Here is a 13,897-nt window from a genome sequence, read left to right on the forward strand (position 1 = left end):
TCTCCGCGCGGCCGCGGACGCCTACTTCGGGGCGGGGCTGGCTGCGGCTTCCGCCCAGCGCCGCAAACGCTGCGTGGTCTCGGTGGACAGGCCGAGGAAGCGCAGGCCCACCCAGGATTGGCCCGGCGCGCTGGCGCCGTCGATCCAGAGCACGTGCGAGCCCACTTCGACGGTCTGCGCGCCATTGTTGTCGGGCAAGGCGAAGCGGAACTGGTACAGCGCATCCTCCACCAGCGGCTTGCTGGCGATCAGCAGCACGCCGCTGGCCGAGAGATTGCCGATGCGGCCGATGACTTCCTCGGTCATGGTGTCGGTGACCAGGACCGTGCCGCTCATCGGGCGGCGGGTGGCGCGTCGCGATTCCCTGCCCATGTCAGTTGCTCCGTCCGGGTTCGCTGCCGGCGATCCGGTGCAGGTTCGCCAGCATGCCTTGCCAGGCGGCTTCCGCAGGACCGGTACTGTCGTCGACCACGCGCAGGCCGCCGCGCGCGTACTGGCGCGCGAGCGTGTCGAGGTCGCCGCCGTTCACCCGCTGGCCGCGCCGGTTGAGCAGCAGGGTCTGGCCGGTCTTCGCGCTGAGCCAGGCCAGCTTGACCCGGCGCACGCTGTTGTCCGCCGCATCCACGATCTCGATCCAGCTGCCTTCGGGCAGGTTGCACAGGCGTTCCCATGCGGCCTGCTCGGCGTCCGAGCGCGGTGCGCGCTGCGGTGCGGATTGCCCGGAACTCTGTTCGCCCAGCCGTGCGTGCGACTTCATCTGCATGATGAGTTCGGTGCGCGAGACCAGCGCGTTGTCGTCGCTGCGGCCGCTGGCCAGCATGCGCGCGATCGTCGCCGCGTCGTCGTCGTGGTAGCCGACCTGGCCGAGCGTCTCCTGCACGCTTGCCAGCAAATCGGGATCCGGATCGTCGCTGCCGCCGCTGGTGCAGGCATCGACCAGCCGCGCGGTGATCGCGCGCTGCTTGCGCCACACGTCCGAATCCTCGCCGTTGCGCAGCAGCGACAGGGTCATCGCGTCCGCCCAGGCCTGGTCGAACAGGGTGGCGCTGAAGCGCGGCAGGCTGCGCGCGCCGACGATCCCGGCGATTTCCGCATTGGCCTGCAGGCGCGCCAGTTCCAGCTTGTCGCGCCCGCGCGCGGCATCGATCTGCCGCCGTTCGGCGATCTCGATCTTGCGCGCCTGCGATTGCAGCCCGGTCTGCAGCGCGTTGTTGGCGGCGATGAAGGTTTCCGGGCTGGCATCCGCGTCCTGCTGCACGGTTTCGACCGTTTGCCGCAGCAGGTCCAGCATCGGCGCGTCGAAATCGTCGTCCGCCGACCAGCGCGCGCCGGCGACCGATACCGCGTCGAGCAGCATCCGCGCCGGATGCGCGGGGTCGACGAAGAAGTTGTGGTCGCGCAGCGCCAGCTGCAGCAAGGGCATCCGCAGCCGCTGCACCAGGGCATCGCCGGGCGTGCCCGGGCGCAGGTCGCGGTTGAGCTGGGTATGGAACATGTCCAGCAGCTCGAAGCTGTCGTCGTCGTCCTCCACCAGCTTCACGCCGTGTCCGTGCGACTGCCGGGCCTGGGCCAGCAGGTTCTGGCGGATTTCGGCCACCGCGTTCTGCTTCGGGTTGGCGCTGCGCAGGCGCTTGAGGGCGCTGAGCACGTCGCTGCCGGGCAGGGCTTCGCGCGCGCGCTCGTCGGCACCGCCCGGGCGCAGCTTGGCCAGCAAGGTGCGGCGCTTGGCCAGCAGCCCCTGCAATGCGGCGAAGCCGCTGCGCGCGGCGGCGGCGAAACCGCTGGCGCCCCCGGCTGCGGCGATCGGGCCGCCGGCCGGCGTGCTGGCGCCGCTGCCGCCTGCGCCTGCACCGGCGGGGGGCTTGGTCGTTGCGGGCAGCACCGGCGCCCCCGGCGTACTCGCCGGGCGCACGCGCACCGGCACGAAGCTCAGGTGCGGCAGGACGCCGTCGTCGGCAAGCCGTGCGTTGAGCGCCTCCAGCAGGGTGCTGTAGTAGGCCATCGCGGTCTTGTCGTAGAAATGGTAGATCGACAGGCGCGCTTCCAGCGGCAGCGACAGCGCGACGCAGGCGAGGTGTAGTGCATCGCCCATCGCATGCGGGCCGAACGGCAGGTGTTCCGCGTCGAAGGCCGGCGAGCCGGCGAGCACGCCGAAGCGCTGCCCCATCAATTGCAGGGCCAGGCTGTTGCGCACCTCGTGGCGCGCGGAGAGGTCGAACAGCACGGCGTATTCGTCCGCGTGCTCGTCGTCGACCAGGCTCAGCCCCTGGCTGGGGGCATGCAGGGAGGCGATTTCCGGGCGCTGCAATTGCGGGTGCAGGCCGGCCAGGTTGGCCTCGATCACGCCCAGCAGTTCGGGCGTGAAGCGCGCGGCGTTGTCGCGCAGCTTGCGCAGGGCCATGTTGTAGAGGTCGCGCATCTGCGGGTTCTGCGCCCGCTCGCTCTGCCTCGCGAGGTCATGCTCCGTTTCCAGCAACACGGTCTGCATCTGCCGATGCAGGTCCGCGCTGGCGATGGTCAGCATGTTTTCCAGCGCGCGCTTCACCCGGCGCGGGAAGCTGGCCGCGGTCAGCGTCTTCGGGCGGTGGCTGTGTTGCGTCGAACCGTTTGCGGCCATCGGCGTCCCCCAACGCGTCGGCAATTCCACCAATGGTATGCGTGGAACGGCGTTGCCTCAATCCACGCAATTCAGTCCAGGAACAGGCCAATCGCGTCGTTGGCGAAGCGACGGCCGAGTTCGGTCGGGCGCAGCCAGTCCTCGTCGGCGTCCAGCCAACCGCGTTCGCGGGCGATGGCGACCTGCGCCGCGATGGCGGCGCGGGGCAGGCCGGTGCGTGCCTCGAACATCGCCATCGGCACGCCTTGGTTGAGGCGCAGCGCGTTCAGCATGAAGTCGAACGGCAAGCGTTCCGTCGAGAGAACCTCGTCGCCGCCGATCGCCGAGGCGGTGCCGGCCTTCAGCAGGTACTCGCTCGGATGCTTCACCTTCCAGCGGCGCAGCACCTGCTGCTGCGCGCCCAGGGTGAGCTTGCCGTGCGCGCCGGCGCCGATGCCGAGGTAGTCGCCGAATTTCCAGTAGTTCAGGTTGTGTGCGCATTGCCGGCCTTCGCGCGCGTAGGCGCTGACTTCGTACTGGGCGAAACCGGCTTCGGCCAATCGTGCCTGGCAGGCGTCCTGCATGTCCCATGCGCTGTCTTCGTCGGGAATGCCCGCGGGCGGGCGCGCGGCGAATACCGTGTTCGGCTCCAGCGTCAGCTGGTAGTGGCTGATGTGCGTCGGCTGCAGGGCGACCGCGCGTTCGATGTCGTGCTCCGCCATCGCCAGGGTCTGTTCCGGCAAGGCGTACATCAGGTCGAGGTTGAAGTTGTCGAAGCCGGCATCCTGCGCCGCCTTCACCGCGCGCTCGGCATCGCCGCTGGAATGGATGCGGCCCAGGCGCTGCAGGCAGCCGTCGTCGAAGCTCTGCACGCCGAAGCTGAGCCGGTTCACCCCGGCCTTGCGATAGCCGGCGAACGGGCCGTGCTCGACCGTGCCCGGGTTCGTCTCGAGGGTGATCTCCGCATTCGGCGCGAAGCGCAGGCGCGCGCTGGCCAGCTGCAGGAAGCGGTCGATGCTGGCCGGCGGGAACAGCGAAGGCGTGCCGCCGCCGAAGAACACGCTGTGGACGGTGCGGCCCCAGGCCAGCGGTAGGTCGAAGTCGAGGTCGGCGATCAGGGCGTCGACATAAGCGTCGAACTGCAGCGCGCCGCGTTGCTCGTGCGAATTGAAGTCGCAGTACGGGCATTTGCGCACGCACCACGGCAGGTGCACGTACAGCGACAGCGGCGGGGTGACGAGCATCGCCGGTTTCAGCTGCGCAGCAGCTCGCGCAGCTTCGCCAGCGCCTGGCCGCGGTGGCTGTCGCGACTCTTCACGGCGGCCGGCAGTTCCGCCGCGCTGCAGTCGTGCGCAGGCGAGAAGAACACCGGGTCGTAGCCGAAGCCGTTGCCGCCGCGGCGTGCGTGCAAGACGCGGCCATGCCAGAGGCCTTCGGCGAGGATCGGCATCGGGTCGTCGGCATCGCGGACCAGGGCCAGCACGCAGACGAAATGCGCGCCGCGCCGCGCATCGTCGACGCCGTCGAGTTCGCGGAGCAGCTTGTCGATGTTCGCCTCGCTGTTGCCATGCACGCCGGAGTAGCGCGCCGAATACAGGCCGGGCGCGCCGCGCAACGCATCCACGCACAGGCCGGAATCGTCGCCCAGCGCGGGCAGGCCGGTTGCGCGCGATGCATGGCGCGCTTTCAGGATCGCGTTCTCGACGAAGGACAGGCCGGTTTCCTCGGCATCCTCCACCCCGAATTCCGACTGCACGTGCAGCTCGAACCGCTCGCCGAGCAGTTCGCGCAGCTCCGCCAGCTTGCCGGCATTGGAAGAGGCAAGGATCAATTGCATGCGCGCGGCTCGATCAGGTCCCAACGGTTGCCGTACAGGTCGCGGAACACGACCACGTTGCCATAGTCTTCATGGCGCGGCGGTTCTTCGAAGTGCGCGCCCGCAGCGGCCAGTCGTGCGTGGTCGCGGGCGAAGTCGTCGGTGTGCAGGAAGAAGCCGACCCGGCCGCCGTGCTGGTCGCCGACCACGGCTGCCTGCACCGGCGTCGCCGCCTCGGCAAGCAACAGGCTGAAGCGCGCGTTGCCCGCAGGCGCCATCCGCACCCAGCGCTTGCCGCCGCCGCGGTCGGTGTCTTCCAGCAATTCGAAACCCAGCGTATCGCGATACCAGGCGATCGCCTCGTCGTAGTCGCGCACGACCAGCGCGACCATCGCGACATGGGGTGCAAACGCGGGTAGGGTCACGAAGCCAGTGCCGCCTGTTGCGCGGCGAACAGTTCGCCGCAGCCCTTTTCCGCCAAGGCGAGCAGGGCATCGAGTTCGTCGCGGCGGAAGGCGTGGCCTTCGGCGGTGCCCTGCAGCTCGATGAAGCCGCCGCCGTCGTTCATCACCACGTTCATGTCGGTGTCGCAGTCGCTGTCCTCGGCGTAGTCGAGGTCGAGCACCGGGGTGCCGCGGTAGATGCCGGCCGACACGGCGGCGACTGCGCCGAACACCGGGTTCTTCGCGATCTCCTTCCGCGCCTGCAGCCAGCGCACCGCATCGACCAGGGCGACGTAGGCGCCGGTGATCGCCGCGGTGCGGGTGCCGCCGTCGGCCTGCAGCACGTCGCAGTCCAGGGTGATGGTGCGTTCGCCGAGCGCGCCGCGGTCGACGCAGGCGCGCAGCGAGCGGCCGATCAGGCGCTGGATCTCCAGCGTGCGCCCGCCCTGCTTGCCGCGCGCGGCTTCGCGGTCGTTACGGGTGTTGGTCGAGCGCGGCAACATGCCGTATTCGGCGGTGACCCAGCCTTCGCCCTTGCCGCGCAGGAAGCCGGGGACGCGGTTCTCCACGCTGGCGGTGCACAGCACGCGGGTGTCGCCGAACGCCACCAGCACCGAGCCTTCGGCATGGCGGGTATAGCCGCGGGTGATCGAAACGGCGCGCAGTTGCTCGGGGCTGCGGCCGCTGGGGCGGGAAAAGGACATGCAGGCGTTCTGCCTAGAAGACGCGGCAATCGGCGGGGCGCTAGATTACCATTCGCCTCCCGCAGGCCCTGGATTCCGCATGATCCGCAGCATGACCGCCTTCGCCGCCGGCGAACGCGCCACCGAATGGGGCGTGCTGGGCTGCGAACTGCGCTCGGTGAACCACCGTTTCCTCGAACTCGGCCTGCGCCTGCCCGAGGAACTGCGCGCCTACGAACCGATGCTGCGCGAGCGCGTCGCCGCGCGCATCTCCCGCGGCAAGCTGGACCTGGCCATGCGCCTGCGCGCGCCGGAATCGCATGCCGGCATGCATCTGAACCAGGCGATGGTCGACGAGCTGGCGCGGCTGAACCTCGACCTGGCGACGAAGTTCCCCGGCCTGCGCACCAGCCTGACCGAACTGCTGCAGTACCCGGGCGTGGTGCAGGGCCGCGGCGTCGACGTCGAGGCGATGCAGCGCGAGGTGCTGGCCCTGCTGGATGCGGTGCTCGACGATTTCCTCGCCGCGCGCGAACGCGAGGGCGACAAGCTGGCGCTGGTGATCGGCGAACGCGCCGCGGCCATCGCGAGGATCGCGGGCGAGGTGCGCACGCTGGTGCCGCTGATCCGCGCCGGCCAGCGGCAGAAGCTGGAAGCGCGCCTCGCCGACCTGTCGCAACCCGCCGATCCCGGCCGCCTCGAGCAGGAACTGGTGATCTGGCTGCAGAAGCTCGACGTCGACGAGGAACTCGACCGCCTCGACAGCCACCTGTCCGAACTGCGCCGGGTGCTCGGGCAGAAGGAGCCGGCGGGCCGGCGCCTGGATTTCCTCCTGCAGGAATTCAACCGCGAGGCGAATACCCTGGGCAGCAAGTCGGTGGACGCGCGCACCAGCAACGCGGCGGTCGAGCTGAAGGTGCTGATCGACCAGGTCCGCGAACAGATCCAGAACATCGAGTAGCGGAGCAGCGAGCATCCCATGCGCGGAACCCTGTACATCGTCGCCGCGCCTTCGGGCGCTGGAAAGTCCAGCATCGTCAACGCGGTGCTGGCGCGCGACCCGAACATCTGCCTGTCGATCTCGTTCACCTCGCGCCAGCCGCGGCCGGGCGAGCGCCATGCCGAGCACTACAACTTCGTCAGCGCCCCCGAGTTCGAGGCGATGGTTGCCGCCGGCGACTTCTTCGAGCATGCGCTGGTGCACGGCGACTGGAAGGGCACCGCGCGGCAGTCGGTGGAGCCGCAGCTGATGGCCGGCCGCGACGTGCTGCTGGAGATCGACTGGCAGGGCGCGCGCCAGGTGCGCGCGCGGATCCCGGATGCGGTCAGCGTGTTCATCCTGCCGCCCTCGCGGATCGCGCTGGAGCAGCGCATGCGCAAGCGCGGGCAGGACAGCGAGGCGGTCATCGCCAGGCGCCTGGCCGCCGCGCGCGAGGAGATGAGCCACTACGGCGAATTCGACTACGTGATCGTCAACGAGGACTTCGAGACCGCGGTCGGCGAGATGTGCAGCATCTTCACCGCCAGCCGGCTGCGCAAGGATGCGCAGGTGGCGCGGCATTCCCGGCTGATCACGTCGTTGCTGGTCGATGACCCTGACCAGCCGGGTTGAACGGCCTAAGTTTTTGATTTTCAAGGCTTGGCCTTGCGATTCAGGCCGTTTGTGGCTAGACTTGCCGCCCCCTTGAACCACTCGGCGGCCAGCAGGTCGCAGGACAGATATGGCCCGTATTACCGTCGAAGATTGCCTGGAAGTGGTCGATAACCGCTTCGATCTCGTGATGATGGCTGCCAAGCGCGCCCGCCAGCTGGCCGGCGGCGTGGAGCCGAAGCTGGACAACAGCGAAGCCAACGACAAGCCCACCGTGCTGGCCCTGCGCGAGATCGCCGCGCGCGCGATCGACACCGGCTACATCGATGCCGTCGAAAAGTCCGAGCGCGAGCGCAAGGAGCGCGAGGCGCTGGAATGGGCCGCTGCCGAAGTGGTGGCCGGCGACGACGACATGAAGGGCGACGACTGATCGCCCGGCTCGATCGCTTCGATCGATTGCATGAAACGGCCCCGCGGGGCCGTTTCTTTTTGTCCGGATTTCGTTTGCGAGCTTGCCGGCGCGGGGTTAGGCTCGGGCCATGAGTCCCGGAGACCCCGCGCTTGCCATGCCGTTCCCCGCGCCCGATGAGGACGCGGTGCCGGAGTACGTGCAGGCGCTGGAGCGGGCCGCGGACTACCTGCCGGAGGCGCAGCGCGCGCAGCTCAGGCGCGCATGGGCGGTCGGCGCCGCCGCGCACGCCGGGCAGACCCGCAAGTCCGGCGAGCCCTACATCACCCATCCGGTGGCGGTGGCGCAGGTGCTGGCGGAGCAGGGACTGGACGTCGAGACCCTGGTCGCGGCGATCCTGCACGACACCATCGAGGACACCCCGCTCTCGCGCGGCGACATCGCCCAGCAGTTCGGCGAGACCGTGGCCGAGCTGGTCGATGGCGTCACCAAGCTGGACAAGCTGCATTTCGCCGACCGCCAGGAGGCCGCCGCGGAAAGTTTCCGCAAGATGCTGCTGGCGATGTCGCGCGACCTGCGGGTGATCCTGATCAAGCTGGCCGACCGCCTGCACAACATGCGCACGCTGGGCGCGCAATCGGTCGAGGCGCGCCGGCGGATCGCCAACGAGACCCTCGACATCTACGCGCCCATCGCCCAGCGGCTGGGCATGAACCTGATCAAGTCGGAACTGCAGGACCTCGGGTTCCGCGCCCTGCATCCGTGGCGGCACGCGGTGATCGAGAAGCGCATCCGCAGCCAGCCGCTGGTGCGGCGCGAGGCGCTGGCCAAGATCGAGGCGCAGCTGGCGCAGAAGCTGGCGATGGAAAAGGTCGAGCATCGCCTGGTCGGGCGGATCAAGACCCCGTGGAGCATCTACACCAAGATGCGCGCCGAGCACCGCAGCTTCGCCCAGGTGATGGACGTGTTCGGGTTCCGCGTGGTGGCGAACTCGGTGGCCGAGTGCTACCACGCGCTGGGCGTCGCGCATTCGGTGTACAAGCCGCTGGACGGGCGCTTCCGCGACTTCATCGCGATCCCCAAGGCCAACGGTTACCAGTCGTTGCACACGGTCCTGTTCGGGCCGTACGGGTCGCCGATCGAGGTGCAGATCCGCACCCGCGAGATGGACCTGGTGGCCGAGCGCGGCGTGGCCGCGCATTGGGCCTACAAGCACGGCGAGGATCCGGGCAACAGCGCGCAGAGCCGCGCCTCGGCGTGGATCGCCAACCTGGTCGAAAGCCAGCGCGGCACCGGCTCCTCGCTGGAATTCCTGGAGAACGTCAAGGTCGACCTGTTCCCGGACGAGGTCTACCTGTTCACCCCGAAGGGCGACATCCTGGCCTTGCCGCGCAACTCCACCGCGCTCGACTTCGCCTACGCGGTGCATACCGACGTCGGCAACCACGCGGTGGCCGCGCGGGTGGACAAGAAGCTGGCGCCGCTGCGCGCCAAGCTGGCCAGCGGCCAGAGCGTGGAGATCATCACCGCCAAGTCGGCGGCGCCGAGCGCGCAGTGGCTGGAATTCGTGGTCTCCGGCAAGGCGCGCACCGCGATCCGCCACCAGCTCAAGCACCTCGAACACGAGGACGCGGTGCAGCTGGGCCATCGCATGCTCGACCGCGCGCTGGGCACGCAGGACACCTCGCTCGACCGCCTGCCGGCGGCGCGGCTGGATGCCTATCTCGCCGAGAACCGCTATCCGCGGCTGGAAGCGCTGCTGGCCGACATCGCCCTCGGCAACCGCATGCCGGCGCAGGTGGCGCAGTCCTTGTCCGCGCAGGAACAGGCGCCCGACCTGCTGAAGCCGGCGCAGCTCGTGCCGCAGGAACGCATCCTGATCACCGGCGCCGAACGCGGGGTGATCAGCTTCGCGCAGTGCTGCCTGCCGATCCCGGGCGACGAGATCATGGGCTACCACAGCGCCGGCAAGGGCATCGTGGTGCATCGCCTCGAATGCCCGAACGTGGCCGAATACCGCAAGTCGCCGGAACGCTGGGTGCCGATCGGCTGGGACCGCCAGGTCAGCGGCGATTTCGATGCCGCGCTGCGCATCGAAGTGGAGAACCGTCCCGGGGTGCTGGCGCAGGTCGCCGCGGCGATCGCGCATGCGGAATCCAACATCGACCGCGTCGAATACCTGGAGCGCGACACCCGCATCGCCGCGATCCGCTTCGCCATCGAGGTGGCGGATCGCAAGCACCTGGCGGAAGTGATCCGCCGCATCCGCCGCCTGAGCGTGGTCCACGGGGTGCAGCGGCTGTAAGCGCGAAGCCCGCCGCGCATGCGGCGTGCGCAACTGGCCGCGCACCTACAATGGGATTTTCGACGGAGTCCGCCATGCCCCGCACCGCCATCCACAGCGACCACGCTCCCGTCGCCATCGGCCCGTATTCGCAGGCCACCCGCGCCGGCAACCTGGTGTTCTTCAGCGGTCAGATCCCGCTGGATCCGGCCACCGGCAACCTGGTCGAAGGCGACATCGCCGCCCAGGCGCGGCGCGCCTTCGACAACCTGAAGGCGGTCTGCGAAGCCGCGGGCGGGACGATGGACGACATCGCCCGCGTCGGCCTGTACCTCACCGACCTCTCGCAGTTCGCCGCGGTCAATGCGGTGATGGGCGAATACTTCGCGCAGCCGTATCCGGCGCGTTCCACCATCGAGGTGCCCGCGCTGCCGAAAGGCGCGGTGTTCGAGGTCGACGCGGTGATGGTGCTCGGCTGAGCGCGCTCAGCGCCGCGTGCGCGCGGCGCTCGGGGGGGCGCCGGTCCAGCGCTTGAACGCGCGGCGGAATTCGCGCGGATCGCGGAAGCCGACCTGCGCGCCGACCGCAGCAATGCTGAGCGACGGTTCCTGCAGCAGCGCCAGCGCGCGCTCGATGCGCAGGCGGTCGTGGATGGCGTGGAAGCTGGTGCCTTCCTGGCTGAGCTGGCGGCGCAGGGTGCGTTCGCTGACGTGCAGGCGCGCGGCGATGCCGGCCAGTTTCGGATCCTCGGCCAGCGCCTCGCCGAGCAGGCGGGCCACGGCGGTGCCGACCGCGCCGCGGGTGTCCGGTTGCGGCATCTGCGCCTCGCACAGCGCCAGCACCTGCCAGGATGCGGTCGGGTTGTGGGTGCGCAACGGGGTCGCCAGCACCTGCGCATCGAGCAGCAAGCGGTTGTGCGGCTGGTCGAACGCGAGCGGGCAATCGAACACCTCGCGGTAACGCGCGACATGCGCGGGCGCCGGATACGCGAAGTCGAGCCCGAGCGGGCGCAGCGGTGCGCCGAGCAGGCCGCTGCCCAGCGCCAGGCAGCTGCTGATGAATTCCTCGGCCACGAAGGGTTCGATCGCGGCGCTGCCGGCGATGCGTTCGGCCCCCAGCGCGAGCACGCCGGGTACGGGCGAAGGCAATTCGACGAAATGCATCAGGCTGCCGACCACCGGGGTGAAGCGCAGGCCGATCTGCAAGGCTTCGCCGAAGCTCGCGGCGGTGCTCATCGCCAACCCGACCAGGCCGAAATTGCCGATGTGCTGGCTGCGCCCGAGTTCCAGGCCGATGTCGGCCGGCAGCGCGGGGAGCGCGCGTTCGATGATCGCCGCCGCCAATTCCGCCGGCAGGCGGACGTCGGGGGCCTCCAGGTCGCGGCGTTGCAGCCCGGTACCGGACAGCCACGAGGTCGAGGCGGCGCCGAGCGCATCGGCGGCGGCGAACAGGCCCAGCAGCAGGAACGGGGAGAGGGTCGAAGCGGCCGGCCTGGCAGTGGGACGCAGCGTCATCGCGGGTTGCGACCTCGAGCGGGTTGGCCGGAAATCCCCCCTAGTGTGCCGCATTCGCCCTCGTCGTGTCGGCCGGCAGGCGGGAGACTCGGCGGCACATTGCGGCTGCGCCGCGGCCGGGAGGGGAGTCCATGGCATCGATGAAGCACGCATCCGTCCTTGCCCTTGCGGTGCTGGCCGCAGGCTGCGGGCGGGGCGAACAGGCCCGCCACGTGGCCGGCCCGGAGGTCGCCGCCGGCGATGCCGCGTTCGCCGCGAAATTCCGCGAGCAGCTGCTGGATGCCAAGCCGGGCGACGTGATCGAGGTGCCGCCGGGCAAGCACAGCTTCGACCGCAGCCTGAGCCTGCGCGTGGACGGGGTGACCATCCGCGGCGCCGGGCCGGACAAGTCGGTGCTGAGCTTCAAGGGCCAGAAGGCCGGTGCGGAAGGCCTGCTGGTCAATGCCAACGGCTTCACCCTGGAGAACATCGCGATCGAGGACAGCAAGGGCGACGGGCTCAAGGTCAACGAGGCCGAGAACGTCACCATCCGCAACGTGCGGGTGGAGTGGACCGGCGGGCCGAACCCCGGCAACGGCGCCTACGGCCTGTACCCGGTGAAGACCCGCAACGTGCTGATCGAGGACGCGGTGGCGATCGGCGCGTCGGATGCCGGCATCTACGTCGGCCAGTCGCGCGACGTGGTGGTGCGCAACAGCCGCGCCGAGTTCAACGTGGCCGGCATCGAGATCGAGAACACCATCAACGCCGACGTCTACGGCAACACCGCCACCCACAACACCGGCGGCATCCTGGTGTTCAACATGCCGGCGCTGTCGCAGCAGGGCGGCGCGGTGCGCATGTTCCGCAACAAGGTGGTGGATAACAACACGGAGAACTTCGGCGCCAAGGGCACGCCGGTCTCCAGCGTGCCGGCCGGCAGCGGGGTCGTGGTCAATTCCAACGACGACGTCGAGATCTTCGACAACGACATCGCCGGCAACAAGACCGCCAACATCATCGTCTCCAGCGTGTATTCCACCGGCTACAAGGACGACAAGGCGGCCAGCGAATTCGACCCGTACCCGGAGCGCATCAACGTCTACGGCAACCGCCTGTCCGGCGGCGGCGATTCGCCGGATGGACTCGACCTGAAGACGCTCAAGGTCGCGCTGTACGGCCTCAACGGCAGTTTCCCCGACGTGCTGTTCGACGGCTACGTCAACAAGGCGCGCAAGGAGGGGCCGCAGATCTGCCTGCGCGACGTCTCCGGCGTGGTCAACGCGGATGGCCCCGGCGGCTACAAGAACGCGGTGAAGGACGCCAGGCCCTACGCCTGCGACTTGCCGAAGTTGCCGGCGATCGACCTCAAGCGCGGTTGATGGCGCGTCGCCTCATCGCGGTCGTCGCCGTCCTGTGCATGGCGGCCTGCGCCCGCACGCCTGAGCCGGTGCAGTTCTTCGCCGATGGCCAGCCGCAGTCGCTGGCCGACTGGCATGTGGTCGAGCTGCGCGACGGCAAGCTGGTGCCCAACGCAGGCGTGCTGCCCTATGACCTCAACACGCCGCTGTTCACCGACTACGCGCACAAGCTGCGCACGGTGTGGATGCCGAAGGGACAGGCCGCGCGCTACGACGCTGGCGAAGAGTTCGAGTTCCCGGTCGGCACCATCCTCAGCAAGACGTTCTACTACCCGCGGGGCGAAGGCGATGCGGTGCTGCGCAGCGCCGACGCGGGTCCGGATCTGCGCGCTGGCGGACTCGAACTGGCGAAGGTGCGCCTGGTCGAGACCCGCTTGCTGGTGCGGCGCAAGGACGGCTGGGTCGCCTTGCCCTATGTATGGAACGCGGCGCAGACCGAAGCCGTCCTGATGCGCGGCGGCGAACTGGTGCCGCTGAGCCTGGTCGCCGCCGATGGCAGCCGCGAACAGGCGGAGTATGCGGTGCCCGACCAGAACCAGTGCGCGGGTTGCCACGGCAACGACATGAAAACCCGCGCGCTGCATCCGCTGGGCCCGAAGGCGCGCCACCTCAATCGCGACTTCGCCTACGCGGACGGCAGCGCCAACCAGCTCGCGCGCTGGACGCAAGCGGGCTATCTGCGCGGTGCGCCGGCAGCGGATGCCGCGCCGCGCAACGCGAACTGGCTCGACGCGAAACAGCCGCTGGATGCGCGTGCGCGCGCCTACCTCGACATCAACTGCGGCCATTGCCACAACCCGAAAGGGCCGGGCAACACTTCCGGCCTGTGGCTGGATGCGGCGACGCGCGAACCGTTGCGGCTGGGCCGCTGCAAGCTGCCGATCGCGGCCGGCAAGGGCACCGGCGATCGCCGCCACGACATCGTGCCCGGCCAGCCGGATGCCTCGATCCTGACCTACCGCATGGTCAGCGAAGACCCTTCGGCGATGATGCCGGAGCTCGGCCGTAGCGTGGTCCACGACGAAGGGGTACAACTCATCCGGGACTGGATCGCGGCGATGCAGGGGAGCTGCGACACGGATGCGCCAACGACCGCGGACGCGCCATCGCGGCATGTTGCAGCGATGTAGAAGCATTCAATCCAAGACGCCTAGCGAAAGG

At 69.4% G+C, this 13,897-nt stretch carries 14 protein-coding genes; 7 read left to right on the forward strand and 7 right to left on the reverse strand.

The genetic code is table 11. The annotated features are described in order from the left end of the window. Positions 1-21: 21 nt before the first annotated feature. From FHQ07_RS10975 to rph, 6 genes are all read right to left on the reverse strand, one after another. A complete protein-coding gene (locus tag FHQ07_RS10975; RefSeq protein ID WP_139716840.1) occupies positions 22-372 on the reverse strand; it encodes a PilZ domain-containing protein in 351 nt (116 codons plus the stop codon). Between the two features lies 1 nt (position 373). Beyond that, positions 374-2,617, reverse strand: coding sequence for a DUF1631 family protein (locus FHQ07_RS10980; RefSeq protein ID WP_139716841.1), 2,244 nt, complete (start codon positions 2,615-2,617; stop codon positions 374-376). Between the two features lie 71 nt (positions 2,618-2,688). Then, the gene (gene hemW, locus FHQ07_RS10985) at positions 2,689-3,840 is read right to left on the reverse strand and encodes a radical SAM family heme chaperone HemW (RefSeq protein WP_139716842.1); all 1,152 of its coding nucleotides are present in this window, start codon (positions 3,838-3,840) and stop codon (positions 2,689-2,691) included. 8 nt (positions 3,841-3,848) lie between these two features. Then, positions 3,849-4,433, reverse strand: a complete 585-nt coding sequence (gene rdgB, locus FHQ07_RS10990; protein WP_139716843.1) for an RdgB/HAM1 family non-canonical purine NTP pyrophosphatase — start codon at positions 4,431-4,433, stop codon at positions 3,849-3,851. Next, complete coding sequence (locus FHQ07_RS10995; protein ID WP_139716844.1) at positions 4,424-4,804, reverse strand: VOC family protein; 381 nt, start codon at positions 4,802-4,804, stop codon at positions 4,424-4,426. Before FHQ07_RS10995 ends, rdgB begins: the two co-directional genes overlap by 10 nt. Before the next feature lie 29 nt (positions 4,805-4,833). Beyond that, on the reverse strand, positions 4,834-5,559 hold the full coding sequence (gene rph / locus FHQ07_RS11000) for a ribonuclease PH (protein WP_139716845.1): 726 nt from the start codon (positions 5,557-5,559) through the stop codon (positions 4,834-4,836). A 79-nt stretch (positions 5,560-5,638) separates the two neighbouring features. On the opposite strand from rph, the gene FHQ07_RS11005 reads away from it, so the two are divergent. The 5 genes from FHQ07_RS11005 to FHQ07_RS11025 all read left to right on the forward strand — a co-directional run bounded on the left by FHQ07_RS11005 (position 5,639) and on the right by FHQ07_RS11025 (position 10,301). Next, a complete protein-coding gene (locus tag FHQ07_RS11005; RefSeq protein ID WP_139716846.1) occupies positions 5,639-6,499 on the forward strand; it encodes a YicC/YloC family endoribonuclease in 861 nt (286 codons plus the stop codon). A gap of 18 nt (positions 6,500-6,517) precedes the next feature. Continuing rightward, complete coding sequence (gene gmk, locus FHQ07_RS11010) at positions 6,518-7,150, forward strand: guanylate kinase (protein ID WP_139716847.1); 633 nt, start codon at positions 6,518-6,520, stop codon at positions 7,148-7,150. Positions 7,151-7,259: 109 nt separating this feature from the next. Continuing rightward, the gene (gene rpoZ / locus FHQ07_RS11015) at positions 7,260-7,559 is read left to right on the forward strand and encodes a DNA-directed RNA polymerase subunit omega (protein ID WP_139716848.1); all 300 of its coding nucleotides are present in this window, start codon (positions 7,260-7,262) and stop codon (positions 7,557-7,559) included. 109 nt (positions 7,560-7,668) lie between these two features. Then, the gene (locus FHQ07_RS11020) at positions 7,669-9,843 is read left to right on the forward strand and encodes a RelA/SpoT family protein (protein ID WP_139716849.1); all 2,175 of its coding nucleotides are present in this window, start codon (positions 7,669-7,671) and stop codon (positions 9,841-9,843) included. A gap of 74 nt (positions 9,844-9,917) precedes the next feature. Beyond that, on the forward strand, positions 9,918-10,301 hold the full coding sequence (locus tag FHQ07_RS11025; RefSeq protein WP_139716850.1) for a RidA family protein: 384 nt from the start codon (positions 9,918-9,920) through the stop codon (positions 10,299-10,301). Positions 10,302-10,307: 6 nt separating this feature from the next. Here FHQ07_RS11025 and FHQ07_RS11030 read toward each other — a convergent pair whose 3' ends face one another. After that, positions 10,308-11,336: an AraC family transcriptional regulator gene (locus FHQ07_RS11030; RefSeq protein WP_168191547.1), complete on the reverse strand. Its 1,029-nt coding sequence runs from the start codon at positions 11,334-11,336 to the stop codon at positions 10,308-10,310. A 140-nt stretch (positions 11,337-11,476) separates the two neighbouring features. On the opposite strand from FHQ07_RS11030, the gene FHQ07_RS11035 reads away from it, so the two are divergent. Continuing rightward, entirely contained in the window at positions 11,477-12,697 is a 1,221-nt protein-coding gene (locus tag FHQ07_RS11035; protein ID WP_139716852.1) for a parallel beta-helix domain-containing protein, read from the forward strand. Continuing rightward, complete coding sequence (locus FHQ07_RS11040; protein WP_139716853.1) at positions 12,697-13,866, forward strand: SO2930 family diheme c-type cytochrome; 1,170 nt, start codon at positions 12,697-12,699, stop codon at positions 13,864-13,866. The genes FHQ07_RS11035 and FHQ07_RS11040 overlap by 1 nt, the downstream gene beginning before the upstream one ends. The last annotated feature ends 31 nt before the right edge of the window (positions 13,867-13,897 follow it).

Source organism: Thermomonas aquatica (assembly GCF_006337105.1).
GTDB classification, from domain to species: domain Bacteria; phylum Pseudomonadota; class Gammaproteobacteria; order Xanthomonadales; family Xanthomonadaceae; genus Thermomonas; species Thermomonas aquatica.